The organism is Limnohabitans sp. (assembly GCF_031538885.1).
Classification (GTDB): domain Bacteria; phylum Pseudomonadota; class Gammaproteobacteria; order Burkholderiales; family Burkholderiaceae_C; genus Limnohabitans.
In genome coordinates this window covers 1-24954 of sequence record NZ_JAVKLW010000140.1, presented here as the reverse complement: position 1 = coordinate 24954, position 24954 = coordinate 1, and the positions used below count along the sequence as shown (strand labels likewise).

Below are 24954 nucleotides of genomic sequence, written 5' to 3'. Positions count from 1 at the left end.
CGCCACCGTTCCCGCGGCCAACTTGCCCACCAGTGGCAACGTCACCTTCACCATCACCTCGACGGACGCAGCAGGCAACGTGGCCACGCAAACCCGCACGGCCAGCGTTGACACCACAGGCCCAGCGCTGGCCGTCACACAAACCACGGCCAACATCGCAGGCGACGGCACCATCAACGCGGCAGAGCGCACGGCAGGCGTAGCCCTGTCGGGCACCACCGATCCTGGGCGCAGCGTGAGCATTGCCACTGGCACAGGCGCGAACATCACGGCCGCAGCAGATGCCAGCGGCGTGTGGAATGCCACCGTTCCCGCAGCCAGCTTGCCCACCAGTGGCAGCGTCACCTTCACCGTTAGCTCCAGCGACGCGGCAGGCAACACCTCCAGCGTCACGCGCACGGCCAACGTGGACACCACAGGCCCTGCGCTGTCCGTCACACAAGCCACGGCCAACATCGCAGGCGACGGCACTATCAACGCCGCCGAGCGCACGGCAGGCGTAGCCCTGTCGGGCACCACCGATCCTGGGCGCAGCGTGAGCATTGCCACTGGCACCGGCAGCACGGTCACTGTCACAGCTGATGCCAGCGGCAACTGGAGCACCACCATTCCTGAGGCCAGCTTGCCCACCAGTGGCAGCGTCACCTTCACCGTTACCTCGACTGACGCAGCAGGCAACGTGGCCACGCAAACCTGCACGGCCAGCGTTGACACGACAGGCCCGACAATTGCTCCGAGCTTGGCCTTGGCCAGCGACACGGGTGGCAGTGCAAACGACGGCATCACCAACAACCGCACGGTCAACGTCGGTGGCGTGGACGCAGGCAACACCTGGCAATACAAGATAGGCACAGGTGAATGGGCCAACGGCTCGGGCAGCAGCTTTAATTTGAGCGCTGACGATGCCAGTTATGACGTTGGACGCATACAAGTGCGACAAAACGACGTAGCGGGTAATGTGGGCACGGTCAGCAGCAATGCAGCAATTTGGATCGTTGATACCGCTGTACCGGCACTGCTGATCGACAGCAAAGAGGGACAAGCGCTTATCACCCTTAGCGAGAGCGCGACGGGTGTGGTTTTGTCAGGCAGCACCGAGGCTGGTGCCAGTGTGACCATTGCCACTGGCACGGGTAGCGATGTCACCGTGTCAGCCAACAGCAGCGGTGCATGGACGGCCACTGTGCCTGCGACCAGCTTGCCCACCGGCGGCAGCGTTACCTTCAGCGTCACCACGGTCGACGCAGCTGGGAATACCTCATCCCTAACCCAAGCCGCGCAACTCGATGCATTCACCCAGTTTGTGCTGTCCTGCAAGTCAAGCCTCGTTCAGCAGGCCTGCCGATCACAACTTGAAGCGCTGGACTACCAGGGCCTACTCAACTTCTTCCAGAAAGTTAACACCGATCTAAAAGGGCGTGAAAGTGGTCTCACGCAGCTTGAGTTTGATGACCTGAAGCAACTCACCCAATACGTGGGCCAGCAGCTTGGCACCAAGACGTACCTGCACAGTATTTGCAACAGTTTTGTGAACGGCGACAAGTTCAACACCATTTGGACAGAAGGCGGGAGCCAAGAAATCGCTCTAGGCAATTTGGCAGTGGGCAGCAATGCAACGCAGTTTGACCAGCTGGTTCGCACATGGTTCTTGGGGCAAAACAACCCTGTTGAACGCCAAGGCTACGAACAGGACAACGACCCCTTGTGGGAAGGAGGTGGTCCGCAGGTTTACGAAGTCCGTCAGGGCAGTTATCACAACTGCACGTCTGTCTCGGCCATGGCAGCGCTGTGCGCGGAAGATCAAGACCTGCTGAAATCAATGTTCACGGACAACGGCAACGGCACGTATGGCGTGCGCGTTGGCGGCGACTACTACACCTTTGACAATCGCTTCAGCACACGAGGCGCTAGCCGTGACGCTGGCACCATTTGGGCGCGCCTGTTGGAAGAGGCGTGGTATGCGTTTACGTATGACAACATTACCTTTCCCAGCAGGGCTTATGAAGAGAAGTCCTACAACATCGAGCCGTACAGCGGCGCGGCCATGCTGTACCTCACAGCGACAACGCGAGTCAAGAGTGCTTGGGATGTTCACGTCTCAAAAAACGTTTACTCGACAGAGTTTGGCCTCCCAAAGCTCAGACAGGTTCTTAGCAGTGCGCTTGAAGCCGGGGACTTTGTTTCTTTTGGCAGCGGTGCGAAAACAGGCGGACGAGTGGCGGGACATCAATATGCCGTATTGGCTTATGACACCAGCACAGACATCGTGACCTTGTTCAACCCTTGGGGTTATACAGAGCGGTACACCATTTCCAACATGTTCACCCATGCGTACGCTGACAATCTCATCATCGTCGACAATCCAATGTCGGCGGCACTGCCGCGCCACCTGGCTCTAACGCTGGCCGAGGACACCGGCACCTCCGCTGCGGACGGCATCACGCAGAACCGCACCTTGAACGTCAGTGGGCTGACCGCTGATGTTCATTGGCAATACAGCACCGATGGACGCATGAGTTGGCAAGAAGGTAGCGGCACCAGCATAGAACTCAAAGATGGCGTGTACGGAGCGCAACACATTGTTGTCAGGACACTTTCCTCATCGGGTGGGGTCACGGATATGGCGGGCAACAGCGCTCCCCTTGCCGTCGACAATGTGGCATTTACCCCTTTGCTGGCCATGGTAGACGCTGGCATCTCCAACAGTGATCGACTCACGAATCAGGCGACCATTCGTATAGAGCGACTGGAGAAGTCGGCGACATGGCAGTACAAGGTTGATGATGGGCAGTGGCAAGCTGGCACCGGGTCGAGCTTCACCGCGACGCAGGGGGCACACAGCTACACCACTCGACAATTCGATGTTGCTGGCAACACCAGCAAAACAGCTTCATTGAGCATGACGCTGGACACCACGGCGCCAGCAAATCTGTCGATGATTTTGTCGAGTTCCAGCGGCAATCATGGAACCCTCCAGGTTGGGGGCCTGCTTGAACCAGATCTGCGCATTGATTACTCGATGGACTACGGGGCGAGCTGGGCCACATTGTCAGAAGACGGCAGCGGCCCCCTGCGCATAGACTTGCCAGTACTGACATCGGCCGCCAATCAAATTGACAATGGCGATTTTCGGGCTGGTAAAATGGCATGGGAAAGCGATTACGGCAATGCCACCATCACCGAAACACTTCCAGGTGCTTTGCTTAACTATCCCACCAACTTGTCGCTTGCACAGGGGGGCGCGGGTGATGCCTGTCTGAGGGTCGGTAAATTAGATTTTGGCGCATTTAGCCGGGACATCTGGCGTCAAAAAGTTGAGTTTTCGGAGGGGAGCACCTATACGCTCGATGGTTATCTGGCGGCCGGTGTCACCACCAGCAATATCAGCAGCGTGCGATATGCCGTATTTGTCGATGGCGTGTCGCTGGGGACCGACAGGGTCTCGGTCAAGGGATGGCAGTCTTTCTCGAAAACCATGACGGCACAAAATGATGGGGAGCACACGATTTCAATACGCGCCTTCACACCCACACCTTACTTTGACAGCCTCTTCGCACTGGATGGTCTGACTTTTAAAAACCAAACGGCCATTTACGACAGAGGGGCCGTTCAAATCAAAGCCACCGACGAAGCGGGTAATTCTGTGATCAGCCAAAACAGTTCGCCGATTGACTGGACACTGCTGAACACCAACTTGGTGGTGATTTGAGGGCAGTTCTATAGTCAAGCCTATAGGGGGCATGTTGATGCCCCGTCTTACGTGTTTTTGTTTTTGATCGGCTTATACCTGGTTTTGCCGTCAACCTCTCGATGCTGTACCCCGCTTGCCGTTTTTGGACCGCTTTGAAGCGGCCGCCAAAGACGGTTTCACGGCGGTGGATATTGGTTTCCTTATGCCTTTGCGGCGCAAGAGCTGGCCGTCCGATTGAAGGCCAATGGTTTACAGCAGGTGCTGTTCAACACGCCTTCCAGCGGTAGCGACACTGGCAGCTTTGCCAAGTCTTAGGGGGCCGGTTGTCGCGGCACGGCCAGTGTGCCTGGACGGGAAACCGAATTCCGTACCGGCTTTGCCCAAGCCCTGCGGTATGCCAAGGCCCTGAACTACCCAAGCATCCACGCCATGGCCGGCTTGCTGGCAGAGGGTGTCAGCGCAGATGAGGCAGACGCCACTTTGGTAAGCAACTTGCACTGGGCCGCTGCCCAAGCGGGCAAGGTTGGGTTGATCGCCATTGTCAAGAAGGAGTTGCAATTGGAGGCCTCGCTCTACACTTTTCTACAGATTTTGTCGGTGTCTTTTTTTGAGAAAACCTCGATTTCATGCGTCTTGCAGTCTGATGCCTACACATCAGAAGAGGCAGGCAGCGCTAAGCAGTTAAATTTATTCACTTTTTAACCAGACACTACTGAAACTGCACCCGATTCGCGCCAACACCTACTTGGCGGCGTTGAAGAAAGAGGTGTGCGGGGCCAGCAAAGCCGCTGCGAGTTAAACCGCAGCACCGCCCCATGCCCGCAAAGCCGCCCCAGTGATGGAGGCGGCTTTTGAACTTGTGAGTGTGGGTAGCGCTTGGGGCACTGTGTTGGGTCGAACATGTGGCGATGTTTTCTTTCATCACACCTTGGGCGTTGGGCTGGCTGGCGGGTACGGCATTGCAGTTGCAGCAGGCGCAGCTGTGGGCCGTTGAGGTGTACTGGGTGCTGGCTGCAATTTCCCTTGTGCTGGCGTATGCCGCAGCTCGTATGGATGCTTGGCGTTTTGCGTTTGGGCGGCCAGACGCATCGACCGTGGTTCACCACGTTATTGCATGGTTTGTACTGGCTTGCGCTTTGGCACTCACCCTCGCGGGTGCACGGGCCAGTCATTATTTGCAAACGTCGTTAACCCCAGCGCTCGAAGGCCACACGCTACAAGTGGAGGGCATCGTGGCCAACTTGCCGCAGCGCATGGATGACAGTGCCCGGTTTCGTTTCGAGGTGGAGTCTGCGCGTGAGAGTGGCGGCACGTGGGTGCAGCTGCCACCCCAATTACTGCTGGGGTGGTATGGCAATCGCTTGCACGGCAGTGACGACAAGTTGCAGCCACCACCTGCAGATTTACGCCCGGGCGACCGCTGGCAGTTGACGGTGCGCCTCAAAGCGCCCCATGGGCACATCAACCCGAATGGGTTTGACTACGAGTTGTGGCTGTGGGAGCAGGGTTTGCAAGCCACAGGCTATGTGCGTCATGGCGTGAAAGATGCAGCACCGCAATGGCTGGGACAAACATGGGCGCATCCAGTGGAGCGCTTGCGCCAACGGGTACGCAGTGCCATCGACGTGCAGGTGACCGACCGCGCGATGGCTGGCATTGTGGCGGCCTTGTTGGTGGGCGACCAAGCGGCGATTGAGCGCGCTGATTGGGATGTGTTCCGTGCCACAGGTGTGGCACATTTGATGGCGATTTCTGGTTTGCACATCACGGGTTTGGCGTGGTTAGTGGCGTGGGGTGTGGGCTGGCTGTGGCGGCGCAGCGATGTGTGGGCACCCCAGCGGCCTTGGAGCTTGTGGCTGCCCGCGCCCACGGCAGCGAGTGTGTGCGCGGTGCTGGTGGCGTTGGCGTATGCCGTGTTCACAGGCTGGGGTGTGCCCGCGCAACGCACAGTGTGGATGCTGGCGGCGGTGACGCTACTGCGTTGGCAAGGTGTGCACTGGCCGTGGCCCCAGGTATGGCTGAGTGTGTGTGCGGTGGTGTTGGCGCTAGACCCATGGGCGCTGATGCAAGCTGGGTTTTGGCTGAGTTTTGTGGCGGTGGGGGTGTTGTTTGCTTCGGGCCCACAGTCCTCGGCTGACACGATGGCGAACGGGTCAGCTCAGGCGCAGGAGTTGAACGGTTGGGATACCCCCGTCGTGGCGGTGCGCCAAAGGCAACGAGGCATGCTTGCCTTTGCTTGGGCCTCTGTCCAACGCATGTGGCGCGAGCAGTGGCTCATGAGCGTGTGCTTGGCCCCGCTGACCTTGCTGTTGTTTCACCAAGTGTCGGTGGTGGGTTTGTTCGCCAACTTGCTTGCGGTGCCGTGGGTTACCTTGGTGGTGACGCCTTTGTGTTTATTGGGTTTGTGGGTCTCCCCCGCTTGGAGCTTGGCGGCTGAGGCCTTGCATGTGTTGGTGTGGCTGCTCAAAGCGTGTGCCAACCTGCCTTGGGCGCAATGGTCGGTGCCCGCTGCACCGCTGTGGGCGGGGGCAGCTGCGCTGCTGGGCATGGCGCTATGGGTGTTTCGTTTGCCAGGGTGGATGCGTTGCTTCGGTGTGGTTTTGGTGCTGCCCGTGCTGTGCTGGCAAACGCCGCGCCCAGCGCATGGCACGTTTGAGCTGGTGGCGACTGACATGGGGCAGGGCCATGCGGTGTTGTTGCGCACGGCGACGCACAGCTTGTTGTACGACACAGGGCCACGTTACTCGGCAGAGACGGATGCAGGCCAACGCGTGTTGGTGCCGCTGCTGCGTGCGTGGGGCGAGCGGCTAGACCGCATCGTCATCAGCCACCAAGACAGCGACCACAGCGGTGGCGCACCAGCGGTGATGGCCATGCAGTCGCAGGCCGATGTGTTGACGTCGATCGCTACCGAGCACCCGTTGCAGCAGTTGGGTGTGATGCAGCGTTGTGAGCGCGGGCAGTCGTGGGTGTGGGATGGTGTGCGCTTGGAGGTGCTGCATCCGAGTGCGGCAGACTATGAGCGCAAGCTCAAACCCAATGCCCTGAGCTGTGTGTTGCGCGTGAGTGGGCTACGCCAAGCAACACAGGACCCAGCACAAGAGGCGGCGAGTGGCGATAGCCTGTGGGTGTCCGCCTTGCTTGTCGGCGACATCGAAGCCGCGCAAGAGAGCGCTTTGCTGCATAGCGGTCAAGCCTTGCAAGCGGATTGGTTGCTGGTGCCGCATCACGGCAGTGCCACCTCGTCCACGCAGGCGTTTTTGCAGGCGGTGCAGCCCAGTGTGGCCGTGGTGCAAGCGGGTTATCGCAATCGCTTTGGTCACCCACGGCCCGAGGTATTGCAGCGCTACAGCGATTTAGGGGTGCAAGTGGTGCAAACCCCCCGTTGCGGTGCATCGCAATGGCGCAGCGATCAACCCAACTTGGTGCAATGTGAGCGAAATCAAAGACAACGCTATTGGCATCACGTATTCTGAGGACTGGCATCCAACTTGCGTACTAGATGCCAAAAGTTCCTAAGATGCACAAGTTTAATGAGGTGTATGCCCAGAACAACGCACAGTATCGCCCCCAGCGGCGTGAGCTACATGTTGGAAGACCGAAAAATGATGCGGCTCTTCCCTGAGTTGTTTAGCCAACACGATTTCTACCACTGGCGCACGATTTTGCGCAGCGTGTCTGGCTTTGATGTTTACCGCAAGGTCTATCGCGATGTGATTCACCCTGAGCGCGTGGCCGAGTTACTCATCCTGCGTGCCGATATGCCGCGCTCGCTGCATGCGTGTTTGAACGAGGTGGCCAACAACATCTCGATGGTCTCGGACGATCGTTCGCTCGAGAGCTATCGTCGCGCGGGCAAGCTGTGCGCTGAAATGGAATTCAACCGCATTGAAGAAATTCTGGCCAATGGGCTGCACGCCTATCTCACGCAGTTCTTGGACCGCGTGAATAAAATTGGCGCGAGCATCAGTCGGGAGTTTTTGATCCCGAATTGATTGGAGGATTAACCGCCGCGACGCATCATGTCGAAGAACTCGACGTTCGACTTCGTCGCCTTCATGCTCTTCAAAACCATTTCCATGGATTCGATTTCGTCCATATTGTACATGAACTGGCGCAGGATGCGGGTCTTTGACAAGATCTCGGGCGGCAACAACAGCTCTTCGCGGCGTGTACCGCTGCGGTTGAGTTGAATGGCGGGGAACACGCGCTTTTCGTACAAGCGGCGGTCGAGGTGAATTTCGCAGTTACCTGTGCCTTTGAATTCTTCAAAGATCACTTCGTCCATGCGGCTACCGGTGTCGACCAAGGCCGTGGCGATGATGGTGAGTGAGCCGCCTTCTTCCACTTTACGTGCCGCGCCAAAAAAGCGCTTGGGGCGTTGCAGTGCGTTGGAGTCCACGCCACCTGACAACACTTTGCCAGACGAGGGCACCACGTTGTTGTATGCGCGGGCGAGGCGGGTGATGGAGTCGAGCAAGATGACCACATCTTTTTTCAGTTCCACCAAACGCTTGGCGCGCTCAATCACCATTTCAGCCACGTGTACGTGGCGTGCGGCGGGTTCGTCAAAGGTGGAGGCAATCACTTCGGCTTTGACCGAGCGCTGCATTTCGGTCACTTCTTCTGGGCGCTCGTCCACCAACAGCACCATCATGTGTGCGTCGGGGTAGTTGGCGGCGATGGCGTGGGCGATGTGCTGCATCATCACGGTCTTGCCGCTCTTGGGCGGGGCCACGACCAAGGCGCGTTGGCCTTTACCGATGGGCGCAATGATGTCGATGATGCGGCCAGTGATGTTTTCTTCACCTTTGATTTCGCGCTCAAGCTTCATCTGTTCACGAGGGAACAGGGGGGTCAAGTTCTCGAACATGACCTTGTGCTTGTTGTTTTCAGGCAGGTCGTCGTTGACCTTGTCGAGTTTGGTCAGGGCAAAGTAGCGCTCACCGTCTTTGGGGATGCGGACTTCGCCTTCAATCATGTCGCCGGTGTGCAGGTTGAAGCGGCGCACTTGGCTGGGGCTGATGTAGATGTCGTCTGTCGAGGCGGTGTAGCTGGTGTCTGGGCTACGCAGGAAGCCAAAGCCGTCGGGCAAGATTTCGAGCACGCCATCTGCAAACACTTGTTCGCCAGCGCGGGCGCGCTTTTTGATGATGGCAAACATCAGCTCTTGCTTGCGCATGCGGCCTGTGTTTTCGATTTCGAGGTCTTCGGCTTGTTTCAGCACTTCAGACACGTGCAGTGCCTTGAGTTCGTTCAGATGCATCTTGCTTGTGACTCCACAAAAGGGAGGTCGTTAAAAAAAGAGGGGGGAGGTCGGAGCGAGGTGTGAAATACCTCTGGACCAGAATTCATGCCCTGATGGGGAACCTGAGTAGCCTCATGGGCAACAAGGTGAGTTCAAAATTGATTATGACAGAAAAAAAGCCCGCAGATTGAACAATCTGCGGGCTTTGCGTTGGTGTATTTGGTTTTAAGCCAGTTGTTGGTCGATGAATGCGGTCAACTGGGCTTTGCTCATGGCACCCACTTTGGTGGCTGCGAGTTGGCCACCTTTGAACACCATCAATGTAGGGATACTACGGATGCCCAGCTTGCTGGGGATATCGCGGTTTTCGTCTACGTTCATTTTGGCAATTTGCAGCTTGCCTTCGTAGGTGGTGGCAACGTCATCCAAGATGGGGGCAATCATTTTGCAAGGACCACACCATTCGGCCCAATAGTCCACCAAGACGGGCTTGTCCGCTTGCAAGACGTCTGCTTCAAAGCTGGTGTCGGTGATGTGTTTGATCAAATCGCTAGCCATGGTTATTTCCTCTTTGAATTGGCGATAGAGCTACAGTTAAGCCATTGTGGCAGAAAGCAAGTACCCCCATGAAAACTCTCACCATTGATGTTGTGTCTGATGTTGTTTGCCCTTGGTGCTATGTGGGTAAACGACGTTTAGAGCGCGCGTTAGCGCTTTTGGCCATTCAGCATCCAGATGTGGACCCAGAGGTGCGTTGGCACACGTTTCAGCTCAACCCTGAGATGGCCCCAGAGGGCATGGCCCGTGCTGATTATGTGAGTCAGAAATTTGGTGACAAGGCGGGCAGCGTTTATGAGCGCGTGGCTGGCGTGGGCAAAGAGGCGGGTATTGCCTTTGCGTTTGACCGCATCGCACGCCAACCCAATACCGTGGTGGCGCACAGTTTGATTGCGGTGTCTGAGCCGGGCATGGCGCAAGACGCGATGGTGGAGGCTTTGTTCAAAACCTATTTCATCGAAGGCCGCGATTTGACAGAAGCTGCTGTGCTGATGGATATCGCTGAGTCTGCGGGCATGGCACGCAGCGTGGCTGAACAGCACTTGCAAAACTCAGCCTTGCACAGCCAAACCATCGGCAATGACAACGCTGCGCGTGAAATGGGGATCACGGGTGTGCCGTTTTTCATCTTCAACCGCCAAGTCGGTTTGTCTGGTGCGCATGAGAGCGACACCTTGTTGCAGGCGATGGCTGAGGCGATGAACGCCGCCCCGCCTAGCCATTAATCTTTCTCGATCCATGCTGCGGGTGTTGGCTGCGCGGCTGCCGCCCACCAAAAAAGTTTTGATGTGGGCACGTAAAAACTTTCCTGGCTCAATGCTAGCCACCTCACGTTGGAGGGTCTCATGCGTTTTGTCGGTAAAAGGCTGAATGGCATCGGGCTCAGCAGGCTTGCTTGGTCCTGGTGCTTGGGCTTGGGGCGCAGCTTGTTCCGCCACCACTTGGGTTTCGATTGCTGGAGGCGCAGGCGCAGGCGCAATAGGCGTGACGATATCCTCGGGCACGTCTGGCGTAATGGAGGTTGGATCTTGTGTTGCGGATGTACTTTCTTCGGTCATCGCACCTGTATCGGCAGGAGTGGAGGATTTCTTGAGCGAAAAAAGAAGGTGACGGACCTTGACCCCAGCACTGGCTCCACAGTTAGGGCTGCTCGGTTCCCCGCCTGACCCAGTTGGCCGCTTCACCATGTGGGAAGGCCCGTCGGACTCAATTGTAGGACACAAGAGCATTCTCAAGCCCTTGTTGCGAGGGGGCGTGCGCTCGCTTTAGAATCATGCGCATATGTCTTACCTCGTGCTCGCCCGCAAGTACCGTCCGAAAACCTTCACAGAGATGGTGGGGCAAGAACACGTTGTGCAAGCGCTCACCAATGCCCTGACCACCCAACGTTTGCATCACGCCTATTTGTTTACCGGCACACGCGGTGTGGGTAAAACCACAGTGTCGCGCGTGTTGGCCAAATCGCTCAATTGCCAAGGCTTAGATGGCACGGGCGGCATCACGGCCAACCTCTGCGGCGTGTGCCAAGCCTGCACCGATATTGATGCTGGCCGCTTTGTGGATTACACCGAGCTCGATGCCGCCTCCAACCGTGGTGTGGACGAAGTGCAGAGCTTGCTTGAGCAAGCGGTTTACAAGCCTGTGCAAGGCCGCTTCAAAGTCTTCATGATTGACGAGGTGCACATGCTCACCAACACCGCCTTCAACGCGATGTTGAAGACGTTGGAAGAGCCCCCTGAATATCTGAAATTCGTACTCGCCACAACAGATCCGCAAAAAGTGCCGGTCACCGTGTTGTCGCGTTGCTTGCAGTTCAATCTGCGCCCCATGGCCCCTGAAACGGTGTTGGAGCACTTAGGTCATGTGTTGGACCAAGAAAACATTGCCTCGGAACCCCAAGCTCTGCGTTTGCTAGCCCGTGCTGCACGTGGCTCTATGCGTGACGCCTTGAGTTTGACGGACCAAGCCATTGCCTACGGTGGTGGTCAGCTCCAAGAGGCGGCGGTTCGCCAGATGTTGGGCTGTGCGGATCGCTCGCATGTGTTTCGCCTGATTGAGGCCCTAGCTAATGGGGACGGCAAGTCGGTGGTGGAAACCTCCGAAGCCTTACGCCTAAATGGCCTGAGCGCTGCGGCCACGCTGGAAGACATGTCGATGGTGTTGCAACGCATGGCGGTGTTGCAAGCCGTGCCCGACATGGGCGAAGACGACGGTGCAGACCCTGAAGCCGCGGAGATCGCACGTTTGGCAGGTGTCATGCCGCCCGACGAAACACAACTGCTCTACAGCTTGAGTTTGCATGGTCGTCAAGAATTGGGCTTAGCCCCAGATGAATATGCCGCGCTCACGATGGTGCTGCTGCGTTTGTTGGCGTTCAAGCCACAGACTTCGAACTCTGCTTCAGCCTCGGCTGAAAAAAAAACTCTAATTAATCCGCATCGCGGTGCCACAGCACAGGCGCACCCGCCATCTGCTCCTGCGATGGCGAGTGTCCCTGCCAGTCCCGCCACGTCCGCACCTACACGCCAAGCGGCAGCAGTCGCGGCCCAGCCTGTTGTAACGACTGTTACCGACCCTGCTCCAGCCTCTTCAAAAACGGTCCGTTGGCAACCCGCGCAGCAGCCTCAGCCCGCATCACCTGTGCAAGCCTTACCCGTGCGTGACATGCAACCAAGCGAGGTGCCGCCTTGGGAGGATGACCCCAGCTATGACCCAGAAGGTTGCGCCACGCCAGATCAAGGGTATGACCATGATTCCGACGCTGCCGTGGTCGCCATGCCTGTGCGCCAACAAGTCGAGCCTCGTGCGTCGCTTGAGCGCTACATGCCCACGACGGAAGTGCCGCAGATTGTGGCCACGCCTGAGGGGGAGTTTTGGCACAAGTTGGTGATGGACATGTCGGAGGCCGAAACCATCAACGCCTTGGTGCGTGAGTTAGCCTTGCAGTCGCAACTCGTAGCGCGTGATATAGATACGTGGATGTTGCGCGTGGAGCGTGAATCGCTCAACAGCACCACCAGCCGTGAGCGCTTGCAAAAAGCCCTCGAAGCCGCAGGGCACGCCGTGCGTTTGACGGTGGAAGTGGGCCGTGTGCAAGACAGCCCGGCCAGACGCAATGCTGTCGCTGCGGTGCAGCGCCAAGCTGGGGCAGAGGCCGTCATCCGCAATGACCCCATGGTTCAAAGTTGGATGCGCGACTACGACGCCAAAGTTGTGCCGGGCAGCATCAAACCACTTTAAATTTTTTAGTTTCTAAAAGGGAAAACTCATGTTCAACAAAGGACAACTCTCCGGCCTGATGAAGCAAGCCCAAGCCATGCAAGAAAACCTCAAGAAAGCACAAGATGAACTGGCTTTTGTTGAGGTGACGGGCGAATCTGGCGCTGGTTTGGTCAGAGTTTTGATGACGTGCAAGCACGATGTCAAGCGCATCACCATTGATCCCAGCCTCATGACGGACGACAAAGACATGCTGGAAGACTTGGTGGCCGCGGCTTTCAATGATGCCGTGCGCAAAGCCGCAGAGACCAGCGAAGCCAAGATGAGTAAGCTCACTGCTGGTTTGCCGCCTGGCTTGAAACTGCCGTTCTAAATGAGCGACACCTCTGTGCTGGAAGGCCTGATTCAGGCCCTGCGTCGCTTGCCAGGCGTAGGCGTCAAATCGGCCTCGCGCATGGCTTATCACTTGTTGCAACATGACCGTGAGGGGGCAGAGCTGATCTCTCAAGCGCTGCACCAAGCTGCCGCGCAAGTTCAGCATTGCGAGCGTTGCCACACCTTCACCACTCAAACCGTGTGCGACACCTGCTTGGATGACGGGCGCGACACCACCCGTTTGTGTGTGGTCGAAACACCTGCTGATCAATCGGCGGTCGAACGCACAGGTGCTTACAAAGGCTTGTACTTTGTGTTGATGGGGCGTATCAGCCCCCTCGACGGTTTTGGTCCCAAAGACATTGGCTTGCAAAAACTGATGGGCCGCGCCAGCGATGGATCGGTCAAAGAAGTCATCTTGGCCACCAACTTCACGGCGGAGGGTGAGGCCACCGCGCATGTGCTGGGTGAAGGGCTCAAAAAACGCGGCGTACAAGTCACCCGCCTGGCCCGTGGCGTACCCGTGGGCAGCGAGTTGGAGTATGTGGATTTGGGCACCATCGCCCATGCATTGGTTGATCGGCGAGACGCTTAAACACCAACCACAACACGAAGGCACGTGCGCGTACCTGTGTTTTTGTGACGCGTTTACTTCTTCGCGATTTTCGCGTCGCCTTTGCCTTTTTTCTCGGCGACTTGTTTTGCGCCCGCACCTTTAATGTCTTTGGCGGAGGCCAGCTTGGTGCCATTGGCGTGTTTTTCGCCTTTGCCTGAGTCCTTGCGCTTGGCCACAGCTTCGGGTGACAAGTCGAGCTTGCCGTTGTCGGCCACTTGCGCTGTCACATCGCCCAACATGCTGACACTGCGTGGCACCATCAAAGCAGATCCTGCTTTGATGAGCATGCGTGGTGGGATGTTGTTGATGGCGCGGAAATCGGTTTCAGTCATGTTCACCTTCTTGGCGGCATCCGCTACTTTCATGGTGGTGGGGGCAATCCAAGCCGTCCAGGTGGCCATGCGGGCGATGGACGAGGCTTCGTAGTTGCGCTGAAACACTTCAGCGTTGTCCCAGGGTAGCAAGATGTTGGGTGAGCCTGCCGCGAGCAACACAGGGCGATGCGCCGATGGGTTCAGCGCCTTGAAGTCTTCCAAAGGAATATCGGCCAGTTTGGCCGCCACGCTCACATCCATGTCGCGCGGCAAAGGCACGCTCTGAAAGTAGGGATGGTTTGGGATGCTGGGTAACACCAAGTTGTAGGCGGGCGGGTTACCTACCAAGTTTTTCATGGCTTGCAGCTTGGGCACATACATGCGTGTTTCCATGGGCATGTTCAAGTCGGCATAGGTGGTGGGCAGGCCTGCACGTTTGTTGCGGGCAATAGCTTTGCCCACATTGCCTTCGCCCCAGTTATAGGCGGCCAAGGCCAAGTGCCAGTCGCCAAACATTTTGTGCAGACGCTCAAGGTAGTCTAGGGCTGCACGGGTAGAGGCTTGCACATCGCGGCGGTCATCGCGAAACACGTTTTGTTTGAGGTCAAAGCTTTTGCCGGTGGCGGGCATGAACTGCCACATGCCACTGGCCCGTGCGCTGGAGACCGCTTGTGGGTTGAAGGCACTTTCAATGAAAGGCAGCAACGCCAACTCGGTGGGCATCTTGCGGGTTTCGAGTTCTTCAACGATGTGGAACAGGTACTTGCTTGAGCGCTCGCTCATGCGTTGGATGTAGTCTGGCTTGTTGGCGTACCACTGGGTGCGGTCATTGACCAAGTCGCTTTCTAGATCTGGCATTTGGTAGCCCTTGCGGATGCGCTCCCATAAATCGTTGGACAGCTCCAGCTTGGCTACGTTGTCGCGTTTGAAGTTGCCTTTGGCTACAGGGCTGAGTCCCACATTGCCTTGTTCAGGTAAGCTGGCGCAACCGGTGAGCAAGACAAGGCTCAGGCTCAGGCTGATACTTAAAACGGCGAGTAAAAATCTCATTTGAAATCGTTCTTCCATTCGCGAAGGGCTGCAAAGACAGCCGCATCGTCGTGTTGTTCGCTTGCTGAGAGTCCAGCATGTTGTGCAACGGCATGTCGCACATGAGGGTGTCGAGCCCGTAAAAACGGGTTGATTAGCAATTCAGTGCCCAATTGGGCGGGCAGGGTGGGCGTTCCCTGGGCTCTGAGTTGTTGGCACTGCGCCATGTAGTGCTGCAAATCTGTGTTGTCAGGTTCTACGGCGAGGGCGAATCGCAAGTTGGAAAGAGTGTACTCGTGAGCGCAACACACCCGCGTGTGGTGGGGGAGTGCGGCCAAGCGATCTAAAGAGGCCAGCATTTGCATGGGGGTACCCTCAAAAATCCGCCCACACCCTCCAGAAAACAAGGTGTCACCACAAAAAAGCACGGGGCTTTGCGGCGCATCCGCCAACACATAAGCGACATGACCTGCCGTGTGGCCCGGCACATCCAGCACTTGCACGGTTTGGCCCAATAACTCAAGCTCGTCTCCTTGCATCACTGCTGTGAAGGGGGCGGGCACTTCTTCACGGGCGGGGCCAAACACGGGCGCACCCGTGGCCAAGTGCAACTCGCGCACACCGCCGACATGGTCGGCATGGTGGTGGGTGACTAGAATCGCGGCAAGTTTCAGGCCTTCTTCAGTCAGCCCCCCTTTGGTTAACGCGTGCAGCACTGGTGCGGCGTCGCCGGGGTCAACCACCACGGCTTGTTGGTCTTGTTGCCATAACCACAGGTAGTTGTCTGAGAACGCAGGCAGTGCAATCAGCTTCATGTCTTCTACACCTCTTCATCACGATAGCAAAAACGATAGTTTGCCTGACTGGCTGGCGTCTCCCGCCGGTCGGTATCTGTGCGCGTGGGAGCAAACCTATTTAGACCGCGCCGTGATCGATGTGTTTGGTTTTCATGCCTTGCAGTTGGGTTTGCCCGCGTTGGATGCCCTGCAAGCCAATCGCATGCCCCACCGTTGGCTGGCTTGCGACGCGCGGCCCGAGCCTTGGCCCTTGGGCCGAGAGCTGCTGCTGACCAATTACGAGGCCTTGCCTTTCCCTGATGCCAGCTTGGATTTGCTGGTCTTGCCCCATACCCTTGAGTTGAGCTATGACCCCCACGCCACCTTGCGCGAAGTTCAGCGTGTGCTGGTGCCTGAGGGGCGGGTGGTGATTTGCGGCTTCAACCCCAACAGCCTGTGGGGTGCGAGCAAAAGCTGCAGACGCGGCTTTTCGCAGGTGGGAGACTTCATTGGTCAGCGACGCTTGCGTGATTGGTTGCAACTGTTGAGCTTTGAAATTGAGTCCACCAGTTTTGGTTGCTACCGCCCAGCGGTAAAGACGCAGCGCTGGTTGCAACGCTGGGACTGGATAGATGAAGCGGGCGTGCGCTGGTGGCCCATCTTGGGTGCGGTGTACGGGATGGTGGCGGTCAAGCGTGTGCACGGCATGCGACTGCTGTCTCCCGCGTGGAAGCGTGCCCTGCCACGCACCGCAGCCGTGGTCACCACGGCTTCGAACACAGCGTCACACACCGCCTCTAAAGGAATCATGTCCCCCCACGCTCGTCACTTCGTGTATTCACTGCCCCCGGAGGGCGCACAAGCCTCCTTTGAGGCGGCTCGACAGGAGGCTTAAATGAACAACACGATAGAGATCTACACAGACGGCGCTTGCAAAGGCAACCCAGGGCCTGGTGGCTGGGGTGCATTGCTGCGCTCCGCTTCGGGCCAAGAAAAAGAACTGTTTGGTGGTGAACTCAACACCACCAACAACCGCATGGAGTTGATGGCTGTGATTCAAGCCTTGCGGGCCCTCAAGCGCCCTTGTAGCGTAGCGCTCTACTTGGACAGCGAGTACGTGCGCAAAGGCATCACGGAGTGGATTCACGGTTGGAAAGCCCGCAGTTGGCGCACGGCAGCCAAGCAGCCCGTGAAAAACGCAGACCTTTGGCAGCAACTCGATGCGCTCACCCATCAAGGCGACCACGACATCGTGTGGCACTGGGTCAAGGGTCATGCTGGTCATGTGGACAACGAGCGAGCTGACGATTTAGCTAACCGAGGCGTGGTCTTGGTACTGTCAGGCAAGTGACACCTTTGGTTAAGTTGTTGTAAAGGTTTCTCTTTAGGGGGCGCTTAATTGCGTACAAAGGGCTTCAAATAGATGCAACTGGTACATTGCGTGTTGTTGTCAAAATACGCAAAAAAATATCTGCTCGTTATGAAATACAAGTCTCAAAGAGTGACCAAAAAAAGTTTGATTTGGATGGTCCTGGCCTTGGCGGTCGTTGGTGGCGCGACCAAGTATTTTTGGCCTGCAAGTAGTGCCGATACCAAATCATCCGTACAAACCGTGACCACTTTTGTGGTGGCGCAACGCGACTTTCCCGTGGTCTTGGAAGCAACGGGCAGTACCGTCGCAGCCAACATCGTGGACATTCGCCCCCAAGTCACCAATGTGGTGGCGAAGATTCACATCAAAGAAGGTCAAATGGTCAAGGCAGGGGACCTGCTGATCAGCTTGGATGACCGCGCAGACCGTGCCAACTATGAAAAAGCGCAAGCCACGGCAGACGATGCCCAACGCCAACTCAACCGCGCTGAAGAATTGCTGCGTCAACAATTTGTGACGCAAGGCGCGGTCGACACCGCACGTGCCAATTCGCAAGCAGCCCAAGCCGCAGCGCGTGCGGCACAAGCGCAACTCAGCTACGACAACATTCGCTCACCCATCACGGGGCGCGCGGGCATCATCAACGTGTTTCCTGGGGCTTTGGTTCAACCAGGCAACACGGTGTCCACCAGCACAACAGCCACCGCCACCAACCCCCAAGGCGCGATGCTCACCATCACGCAGCTAGACCCCATCAACGTGCAGTTCACGGTGCCAGAAAGTGCCTTGCCCGCCTTGTTTGCTGCACAGCAAAAAGGGCAAGCGCCCACCATCACCTTTCAAATGGGCGACGGTAAAAAGCGCGAAGGCAAGGTGTACGTGATTGACAACCAAGTGGACCAAGCCATTGGTGCGGTGAAAGTCAAGGCCGTGGTGGACAACGCTGACCAAACCCTGATTCCAGGCCAATTTGTGCGACTGCAAGTGCAATCGGGCAACTTCAAAGATGTGTTGGTCGTTCCCTCCCAAGCCGTGGTGACCAATGCCCGTGGCGACCAAGTTTTTCTGGTCGATGCAGAAAACACGGCGAACCTCAAACCCATCAAAGTTCAAACCCAGAGCCAAGGCTTTGCGGTCATCACTGGCATCAATGCCGGCGACAAAGTGGTGGTGGAAGGCAAGCAAAACCTTCGCCCCAACGGCAAAGTCAAAGAGGCGGTTGCAAAGACCGATGGCAAACCTGAGGCCAAACCCGACGCCAAGCCTGAATCTAAAGCCGAAGCACACAAATGACGATTTCAGAACTCTGCATTCGTCGTCCGGTGATGATGATTTTGCTGTCCATGGCGACCGTGGTGGCTGGTGTCATCGCGTACAGCAAAATTCCTGTGGCGGCGCTGCCCAGCTTTAACAGCCCCGTCATCCAAGTCTCGGCCACCCTGTCGGGAGCGAGCCCTGAGAACATGGCGGCCTCTGTGGCCTTGCCCTTGGAGAAAGAGTTCTCCACGATTGACGGCATCAACGTCATCAGTTCGACCAATTTTTTGAGCACCACCAGCATCACGTTGGAATTCAACAACGACCGTGACATCGACAAAGCCGCCGTCGACGTGCAAGCCGCTTTGCTGCGCGCCCAACGTCGCTTGCCCATTGAGATGACCACACCGCCGTCGTACCGCAAGGTCAACCCAGCGGATGCGCCGGTGTTGCTGATGGCCTTGAGCTCGCCCGCGATGGACTTGTTTGAGGTGAGCGACTATGCCGAGAACTTGATTTCGCCCAACCTGTCCACCATCGACGGTGTGGCACAAGTCTTGGTCTACGGTCAAAAGCGTTATGCCGTGCGCGTGCGTGCCAACCCGGCCAAATTGGCGTTGAACAACTTGACGATGGACGACGTGGCCCAAGCGGTCAACAAAGCCAACTCGAATTCACCCGTCGGTGTGCTCGATGGCCCCCGCCAAGCCTTGACGATTTATGCCAACCCGCAGTTGGTCCGTGCCCGTGAGTTTGCCGATTTGCTGATTGCCCAGCGCAATGGCCTGCCCATTCGTTTGTCGGATGTGGCCGTCGTGAGTGAGAGCTACGAACAAGTCAAGACCAGCGGCTCCTACATGGGCGAGCGCGCAGTCATCATCGCCGTGCTGCGCCAGCCCAGTGCCAACACGGTGAAAGTGGTGGACGGCATCCGCCGCATGATTCCGCAGTTCGAAAAGCAAATGCCTGCCTCCATGCAGATCAACTTGCTCAATGACCGTTCGATGTCAATTCGTGAGTCCATTCACGACGTGCACTACACCTTGGCCTTGACCATTGCTTTGGTGGTGTTGGTCATCTTCTTGTTTCTCAAACATGTAGCGGCCACCATCATTCCGGCGCTGAGTTTGCCGGTGTCGTTGATCGGCGCCTTCTTTTTGATGTACTGGCTGGGCTACAGCCTCGACAACGTGTCGCTCTTGGGTATCACACTGGCCGTGGGCTTGGTGGTCGACGACTCCATTGTGGTGTTAGAGAACATCGTGCGCTATGTGGAAGAGGGCATGCACCCGCTCAAAGCGGCTTTGAAGGGCAGCAAAGAAGTGGGCTTCACCATCATCTCGATTTCGATTTCTTTGGTGGCGGTGTTCATTCCCATCTTCTTCATGCCCGGCCCAATTGGTTTGCTGTTTCGTGAGTTTGCGGTGGTGGTGTCGCTGTCCATCTTGGTCTCGGCGATTGTGTCGCTCACCCTCGTGCCCATGTTGTGCAGCCGCTTTTTGCCCAAGCATGGCGAGGAGCCCAAGGACTACTGGATCACCATCAAGTTTGATCAAGTCTTCCATGCGGTGCTGCGCAAATACGAGTCCACCTTGGACTGGTGCTTGGCCCATCAGCGTCATGTGTTGGCTGTGGCGATTGGCACCTTTGTGGTGACCATCGCCATGTACATCTGGGTGCCCAAAGGCTTTTTCCCTGAGGAGGACTTAGGACAAGTTTTGCTGACCACAGAAGCTGCAGAAGACATTTCATTCACGGCCATGTTGAAGCTGCAGGACCTTGCTGCAGAAATGGTCAAGAACGACCCCAACGTGCTCAGCATGGTGTCGTTTGTGGGCGGTGGTGGCAACAACGGCAACCTGCCCAACAACGGCCGCATGTTCTTGAACCTCAAACCCAAGAGCGAGCGTGTGCCCATGCAAAAAGTGCTGGAAGGCTTGCGCGCCAAGTTCCGTAGCTTGCCGGGCCTGAACGTCTACATGCGTCCGATTCAAAACTTGCAACTTGGTGGCAAGGTGAGTAAAAGCCGTTACCAGTTCATCTTGCAAAGCGTGGGCTTTGACGGCGTGAATGAGTGGTCTGAAAAAATGGTGCGCCAAATGCGAGCGGACCCGATTTTCCGTGACGTCACCACCGACTCCCAGCTCAAGGGCTTGAATGTCTTGGTGGACATCAACCGTGAAAAAGCGGCCAGTGCGGGCGTGTCGATGTCTGACATTCGCACCGCTTTGTATTCGTCCTATGGTGAGAAGCAAATCTCCACCATTTACACCGCAGTCAACACCTACCAAGTCATTTTGGAATCGGTGGAAGAAAGTCGCCAGTTTGAGGCAGGCTTGAACGACATCTATGTGCGGGGGCGTGCCACGGACCGCTTGGTGCCTTTGTCGAGTCTGGCCACCTTCAAGCGTTTCATTGGCCCCACAGCGGTGAACCACCAAGGTCAAATTCCTGCGGTGACCATCTCGTTCAACTTGGCGCCCGATGTGCCGCTGGGCGACGCGACATCCAAGATTGACCAGTTCACCAAGGACATTGAGTTGCCTGCCACCATCATCACCAGCTACGGTGGCGATGCGGCGGTGTTTCAAAGTGGGCAATCAGGCCAAATTATTTTGCTGGTCAGCGCCATCTTTGTGATCTATGTCTTGCTGGGCGTCTTGTACGAAAGCTACATCCACCCGCTGACGATTTTGGCGGGCTTGCCTTCTGCGGCGATTGGTGCGCTGTTGTTCTTGCGCTTGTTTGGCATGGAGCTGACCATCATCGCCACGATTGGCATCTTGTTGCTGATTGGCATCGTGAAGAAGAACGCGATTTTGATGATTGACTTCGCTCTCGAAGCGCAACGTCAGCACAATATGACGCCGCGCGACGCCATTCGCTCCGCGTGCTTGACGCGGTTCCGCCCGATTCTGATGACCACGCTGGCCGCCATGATGGGCGCCTTGCCCATTGCCTTGGGCCTAGGCGCTGGGGCAGAGTTGCGCATGCCGCTGGGTATCGTGGTGGTGGGCGGCTTGGCGTTCTCGCAGGTCATCACGCTCTACATCACACCCGTGATTTACATCTACCTTGAAAAGTACAGCGGCACAGGCCCGATGGAAATTCCTGCGGAGATGATGCCTTAAAGCTTGAGGCAGACGGCGCTCAGATGGCGCCGTCAAACATCATCACATCCACCTCATCGCCCACAGCGACGTTGCCTTGGCTGTGGTGCAAAACGATGAGGCCATTGCCTTGCACCATCGAGCTCAACACGCCCGAACCTTGGTTGCCCGTGGTGCGCACTTGTAGTGTGCCGTCGGGGGCGCTGCTGACAAACCCGCGTTGGTATTCGGTACGGCCTGCTTTTTTGCGCAGCGGCTCTACGCACTTGGCGCGCAGCAGCGGCACAGGTGCTGCATTGCTGCCCATCATCCGCAGCAATGCAGGGCGCACAAAGGCCAAGAAGGTGACCATCACCGCCACAGGGTTGCCGGGCAAGCCAAACAACACCGACTTGCCAATGCGGCCCACGGCCATGGGGCGGCCTGGGCGCATGGCGATTTTCCAAAAGGCCACATCGCCGAGTTTTTTCATCATGGCTTTGGTGAAGTCGGCTTCGCCCACGCTCACCCCACCGCTGGTGATGATGGCGTCGGCCTGTTGTGCGGCTTTGGCAAACACGGCCTCTAGCAAAGCGGGGTCATCGCGCACCACACCCATGTCGATGACTTCGCAGCCCATGCGGGTGAGCAAGCCAAACACGGTGTAGCGGTTGCTGTCGTAGACCGCGCCTTCGCGTGGGGCATCGCCTAAGCTGAGTACCTCGTCGCCGGTGGAGAAATAAGCCACGCGCAAACGGCGATGTACCCGCACATCGGGCAGGCCCAAGCTGGCAATCAGCCCTAAGGCCGCAGGTGTGAGGTGTTGGCCTGCTTGCAGTGCGGCTTGGCCTTGCATCAGGTCCTCGCCTGCTAAGCGGCGGTTGTCGCCGGCTTTCAAGAGATTGGCGGGCAGGGTGACGGTGGTCACATCATGGGCGCTCACTATTTGGCAGAACTCTTGTGGCACCACGGTGTCAAGCGTGTCAGGCAGGATGGCGCCCGTCATGATCTTCAGGCACTCGCCTGCGTTGACCTTGCCTTGCCATGCCTTGCCCGCCAATGCTGTGCCCACCATGCGTAAGGTGAGGGGCTGGTCGGCTTGCAGTTGCGAAGCATCGAACGCAAAACCATCCATCGCCGAGTTGTTGTGGGCGGGCACACTGATGGGGGAGATGACGTCTTGCGCCAAGACACGGCCTAACGCGTCAAACAAATACACATCTTGCGATTCGTCCGCAGACACGGGTTGCACGAGTTGCGCCAAAAATGCGTGGACTTGATCCACGCGCAGGGCCTGCGGGTCATAGCCTTGCAGGGCGGCGGCGATGTCGTCCAAGGGTTTCATGGAGCGGCGCTCTCCAGCGCTTGGAGTTCGGTCAAGGTGTTCACATTGGCAAACGCCAATGGGTCGTCGCTGGGGGAATCGAAGGGCACGACGACTGTTTTGTGCAGCGCCGTCCAAGCGTCAATCTTGCGGCCACCTGCGTGGGTGAACTTCACCAAGCTTTCGACCAATTCAATTTTCATCAAACAGAACACGGGTTGTGTGCGTATTTCAATGCGACCATCGGTTTGGGTTTCAGGTGCAGCAGCCATGGCAATGTCAGTATCTTCGCGCACCAAGGCTTGGCCTAAGCGCTCTGCCAAGTCCAGTGGCAAGCGTGGTGTATCACAAGGCACCGTCAGCACATAGGGCGTTTCGGCACGTTCGAGGCCTACCAAAAAGCCCGACAAAGGCCCCGCAAAATCTGCCGAAGCATCGGGCCACACCGAGGCGCCAAACGATTCGTAGGCCGAGAGGTTGCGGTTGGCATTGACCATCACGCTTTCAACCTGCGGGCCTAGGCGCATCAGAGCGTGGAGGGCGAGGGGCATGCCATTGAAGTTTTGCAAGCCCTTGTCCACGCCGCCCATGCGGCTGCCACGCCCACCTGCCAAGATGAGCCCTGTGATGGCGTGTGCGTCGATGTGTGTCTGTGTCATAGATGGGTTGATGTGCACGTGGCCTCAGCGCCGATTAACCGCCGATGTAACTCATCTCCACGCGACGCGCGGCAGGTGCCGCCTCGGCAGGCAAGGAGGCGCGTAGTTCAGAGTAACGGTCATCGCGGCCTTGCCAGATGTGTCCAATGGCAGAGGCGATATCGGCATCGCTGGTGTGGGCTTGACGCATGAGGCCGCGCAAGTCGTAGCCCTGCGTGGCAAATAAGCACAGGTACAGCTTGCCTTCGGTGGAGAGGCGGGCGCGGTTGCAATCGCGGCAAAACGCTTGGGTCACGCTGCTGATGACGCCAACTTCGCCCAAGGCTGGGTCCAACTCGCCTGCGGCATTGGCATAGCCCCAACGTTGCGCGGTTTCGCCCGCAGCCGTGGCTTGGAGGGGTAGGAGTGGGAACACTTGTTGGAGCCGTTCAATCACCTCAGCGGAGGGCAGCACATCGTCCATGCACCAGCCGTTGGTGGCGCCCACATCCATGTACTCGATGAAGCGCAGGGTGATGCCCGTGCCACGGAAGTGGCGGGCCATCGGCACAATTTGGTCGACGTTGGTGCGGCGCTTGACCACCATATTTACCTTTAGGCCCGTCAATCGGCCATCGGCGTCGACGCCAAGTCCTGCCGCTTGGGCTGCTGCAATACCGTCGAGCACATCGGCCACGGGGAAGTCCACATCGTTCATGGCGCGGAACACCGCATCATCCAAACTATCGAGGCTGACCGTCACGCGGTTGAGCCCCGCCTCTTTGAGTGCTTTGGCCTTGCGAGCCAGCAGCGAGCCGTTGGTGGTCAGCGTCAGGTCCAGTGGCGAGCCATCGGGGGTTGGGATGTTGGCCAGTTGGGCCACCAAAATTTCGAGGTTCTTGCGCAGCAACGGCTCGCCACCCGTGAGGCGAATTTTGCGTACGCCGTGGGCCACAAACACTTGGGCGAGGCGCGTGATTTCTTCAAAGTTCAGCAAATCGCCGTGGGGTAGGTAGGCGTAGTCTTTGTTGAACACCTCTTTGGGCATGCAGTAGTTGCAGCGAAAGTTGCAACGGTCGGTCACGCTGATGCGCAAATCGTGCAGCGGTCGCCCCAAGCTGTCGCGCAGCAAGCCCTCCGCGGCAATCGGCCGCGCAGGCAGGGTGGCAGGCAAAGACAGCAGTCGTTGATCGACCAAGGGAATCACGCGTTCAGACATGGGGATGGATTTTGCCTGTTTAAAGCAAAAGGGTTTGCACTGAGTTCATTGCAAGAATATGAAATTCCAATTTCAAAGGAAAAGCAGCCGGGCGGATTCAAGGACGAAGTGCAACAAAGATGAACTGGTTATAGGTGGCTGAGGATGCGAGAGCATCATGGCCGCTTTAACCGCCAAGTCGAAGTTGCCCAATGTACAAGCACCTCAGCCGAGAAGAACGATACCAAAT

The 24954-nt window shown here is 57.4% G+C and carries 18 protein-coding genes, 1 other RNA gene and 1 pseudogene; 12 read left to right on the top strand and 8 right to left on the bottom strand.

What is annotated here, in order from left to right:
• The 4 genes and pseudogenes from RMS03_RS11525 to RMS03_RS11510 form a co-directional block, all read left to right on the top strand.
• Positions 1-3709 (top strand): Ig-like domain-containing protein (locus RMS03_RS11525; RefSeq protein ID WP_310627191.1); only part of this gene is annotated, 3709 nt, incomplete at its 5' end.
• 510 nt (positions 3710-4219) lie between these two features.
• A pseudogene (locus RMS03_RS11520) lies at positions 4220-4393 on the top strand (IS4 family transposase); the annotation flags it as partial.
• Positions 4394-4599: 206 nt separating this feature from the next.
• Positions 4600-7167, top strand: a complete 2568-nt coding sequence (locus RMS03_RS11515; RefSeq protein ID WP_310627190.1) for a DNA internalization-related competence protein ComEC/Rec2 — start codon at positions 4600-4602, stop codon at positions 7165-7167.
• Between the two features lie 57 nt (positions 7168-7224).
• Positions 7225-7686, top strand: a complete 462-nt coding sequence (locus RMS03_RS11510; RefSeq protein WP_310627189.1) for an alpha-E domain-containing protein — start codon at positions 7225-7227, stop codon at positions 7684-7686.
• 8 nt (positions 7687-7694) lie between these two features.
• On the opposite strand, the gene rho is transcribed toward RMS03_RS11510, so the two are convergent.
• Both rho and trxA read right to left on the bottom strand, forming a co-directional pair.
• A complete protein-coding gene (gene rho / locus RMS03_RS11505; protein WP_310627188.1) occupies positions 7695-8957 on the bottom strand; it encodes a transcription termination factor Rho in 1263 nt (420 codons plus the stop codon).
• A 207-nt stretch (positions 8958-9164) separates the two neighbouring features.
• On the bottom strand, positions 9165-9497 hold the full coding sequence (gene trxA, locus RMS03_RS11500) for a thioredoxin TrxA (RefSeq protein WP_310627187.1): 333 nt from the start codon (positions 9495-9497) through the stop codon (positions 9165-9167).
• Positions 9498-9565: 68 nt separating this feature from the next.
• On the opposite strand from trxA, the gene RMS03_RS11495 reads away from it, so the two are divergent.
• A complete protein-coding gene (locus RMS03_RS11495) occupies positions 9566-10222 on the top strand; it encodes a DsbA family oxidoreductase (RefSeq protein WP_310627186.1) in 657 nt (218 codons plus the stop codon).
• Between the two features lie 380 nt (positions 10223-10602).
• Here the strand turns inward: RMS03_RS11495 and ffs are convergent.
• Positions 10603-10699: signal recognition particle sRNA small type (gene ffs / locus RMS03_RS11490), an RNA gene on the bottom strand.
• Between the two features lie 79 nt (positions 10700-10778).
• Here ffs and dnaX point away from each other — a divergent pair.
• Genes dnaX through recR form a run of 3 tightly spaced genes read left to right on the top strand, consistent with a single transcriptional unit; the run spans position 10779 to position 13686 of the window.
• The gene (dnaX, locus tag RMS03_RS11485; RefSeq protein ID WP_310627185.1) at positions 10779-12737 is read left to right on the top strand and encodes a DNA polymerase III subunit gamma/tau; all 1959 of its coding nucleotides are present in this window, start codon (positions 10779-10781) and stop codon (positions 12735-12737) included.
• A gap of 28 nt (positions 12738-12765) precedes the next feature.
• Positions 12766-13089, top strand: a complete 324-nt coding sequence (locus RMS03_RS11480; RefSeq protein WP_310627184.1) for a YbaB/EbfC family nucleoid-associated protein — start codon at positions 12766-12768, stop codon at positions 13087-13089.
• On the top strand, positions 13090-13686 hold the full coding sequence (recR, locus tag RMS03_RS11475; protein WP_310627183.1) for a recombination mediator RecR: 597 nt from the start codon (positions 13090-13092) through the stop codon (positions 13684-13686).
• Between the two features lie 53 nt (positions 13687-13739).
• Here recR and RMS03_RS11470 read toward each other — a convergent pair whose 3' ends face one another.
• The gene (locus RMS03_RS11470; protein WP_310627182.1) at positions 13740-15071 is read right to left on the bottom strand and encodes a transglycosylase SLT domain-containing protein; all 1332 of its coding nucleotides are present in this window, start codon (positions 15069-15071) and stop codon (positions 13740-13742) included.
• The gene (gloB, locus tag RMS03_RS11465; protein WP_310627181.1) at positions 15068-15865 is read right to left on the bottom strand and encodes a hydroxyacylglutathione hydrolase; all 798 of its coding nucleotides are present in this window, start codon (positions 15863-15865) and stop codon (positions 15068-15070) included. The genes RMS03_RS11470 and gloB overlap by 4 nt, the downstream gene beginning before the upstream one ends.
• Between gloB and RMS03_RS11460 the strand changes: the two genes are divergently transcribed.
• From RMS03_RS11460 to RMS03_RS11445, 4 genes are all read left to right on the top strand, one after another.
• The gene (locus RMS03_RS11460) at positions 15864-16721 is read left to right on the top strand and encodes a methyltransferase domain-containing protein (RefSeq protein WP_310627180.1); all 858 of its coding nucleotides are present in this window, start codon (positions 15864-15866) and stop codon (positions 16719-16721) included. The genes gloB and RMS03_RS11460 overlap by 2 nt on opposite strands.
• Positions 16722-17177, top strand: a complete 456-nt coding sequence (rnhA, locus tag RMS03_RS11455) for a ribonuclease HI (RefSeq protein WP_310627179.1) — start codon at positions 16722-16724, stop codon at positions 17175-17177.
• A 129-nt stretch (positions 17178-17306) separates the two neighbouring features.
• Complete coding sequence (locus RMS03_RS11450) at positions 17307-18491, top strand: efflux RND transporter periplasmic adaptor subunit (RefSeq protein ID WP_310627178.1); 1185 nt, start codon at positions 17307-17309, stop codon at positions 18489-18491.
• A complete protein-coding gene (locus tag RMS03_RS11445; protein ID WP_310627177.1) occupies positions 18488-21586 on the top strand; it encodes an efflux RND transporter permease subunit in 3099 nt (1032 codons plus the stop codon). Before RMS03_RS11450 ends, RMS03_RS11445 begins: the two co-directional genes overlap by 4 nt.
• A 19-nt stretch (positions 21587-21605) precedes the next feature.
• Here RMS03_RS11445 and glp read toward each other — a convergent pair whose 3' ends face one another.
• The 3 genes from glp to moaA are packed head-to-tail and all read right to left on the bottom strand — an operon-like array spanning position 21606 to position 24725.
• Entirely contained in the window at positions 21606-22889 is a 1284-nt protein-coding gene (gene glp, locus RMS03_RS11440; RefSeq protein ID WP_310627176.1) for a gephyrin-like molybdotransferase Glp, read from the bottom strand.
• Entirely contained in the window at positions 22886-23527 is a 642-nt protein-coding gene (gene mobA, locus RMS03_RS11435) for a molybdenum cofactor guanylyltransferase MobA (protein ID WP_310627175.1), read from the bottom strand. Before mobA ends, glp begins: the two co-directional genes overlap by 4 nt.
• A 34-nt stretch (positions 23528-23561) precedes the next feature.
• Positions 23562-24725: a GTP 3',8-cyclase MoaA gene (gene moaA, locus RMS03_RS11430; protein ID WP_310627174.1), complete on the bottom strand. Its 1164-nt coding sequence runs from the start codon at positions 24723-24725 to the stop codon at positions 23562-23564.
• Positions 24726-24954 lie beyond the last annotated feature (229 nt).

What these genes read in the sequence shown, in the direction of transcription:
- glp (WP_310627176.1), bottom strand. Translation starts at nt 22,889, where the DNA reads ATGAAACCCTTGGACGACATCGCCGCCGCCCTGCAAGGCTATGACCCG.
- dnaX (WP_310627185.1), top strand. Translation starts at nt 10,779, where the DNA reads ATGTCTTACCTCGTGCTCGCCCGCAAGTACCGTCCGAAAACCTTCACA.
- moaA (WP_310627174.1), bottom strand. Translation starts at nt 24,725, where the DNA reads ATGTCTGAACGCGTGATTCCCTTGGTCGATCAACGACTGCTGTCTTTG.
- trxA (WP_310627187.1), bottom strand. Translation starts at nt 9,497, where the DNA reads ATGGCTAGCGATTTGATCAAACACATCACCGACACCAGCTTTGAAGCA.
- RMS03_RS11445 (WP_310627177.1), top strand. Translation starts at nt 18,488, where the DNA reads ATGACGATTTCAGAACTCTGCATTCGTCGTCCGGTGATGATGATTTTG.
- mobA (WP_310627175.1), bottom strand. Translation starts at nt 23,527, where the DNA reads ATGACACAGACACACATCGACGCACACGCCATCACAGGGCTCATCTTG.
- RMS03_RS11515 (WP_310627190.1), top strand. Translation starts at nt 4,600, where the DNA reads ATGTTTTCTTTCATCACACCTTGGGCGTTGGGCTGGCTGGCGGGTACG.
- RMS03_RS11470 (WP_310627182.1), bottom strand. Translation starts at nt 15,071, where the DNA reads ATGAGATTTTTACTCGCCGTTTTAAGTATCAGCCTGAGCCTGAGCCTT.
- RMS03_RS11460 (WP_310627180.1), top strand. Translation starts at nt 15,864, where the DNA reads ATGTCTTCTACACCTCTTCATCACGATAGCAAAAACGATAGTTTGCCT.
- rnhA (WP_310627179.1), top strand. Translation starts at nt 16,722, where the DNA reads ATGAACAACACGATAGAGATCTACACAGACGGCGCTTGCAAAGGCAAC.
- rho (WP_310627188.1), bottom strand. Translation starts at nt 8,957, where the DNA reads ATGCATCTGAACGAACTCAAGGCACTGCACGTGTCTGAAGTGCTGAAA.
- recR (WP_310627183.1), top strand. Translation starts at nt 13,090, where the DNA reads ATGAGCGACACCTCTGTGCTGGAAGGCCTGATTCAGGCCCTGCGTCGC.
- RMS03_RS11480 (WP_310627184.1), top strand. Translation starts at nt 12,766, where the DNA reads ATGTTCAACAAAGGACAACTCTCCGGCCTGATGAAGCAAGCCCAAGCC.
- gloB (WP_310627181.1), bottom strand. Translation starts at nt 15,865, where the DNA reads ATGAAGCTGATTGCACTGCCTGCGTTCTCAGACAACTACCTGTGGTTA.
- RMS03_RS11495 (WP_310627186.1), top strand. Translation starts at nt 9,566, where the DNA reads ATGAAAACTCTCACCATTGATGTTGTGTCTGATGTTGTTTGCCCTTGG.
- RMS03_RS11450 (WP_310627178.1), top strand. Translation starts at nt 17,307, where the DNA reads ATGAAATACAAGTCTCAAAGAGTGACCAAAAAAAGTTTGATTTGGATG.
- RMS03_RS11510 (WP_310627189.1), top strand. Translation starts at nt 7,225, where the DNA reads ATGAGGTGTATGCCCAGAACAACGCACAGTATCGCCCCCAGCGGCGTG.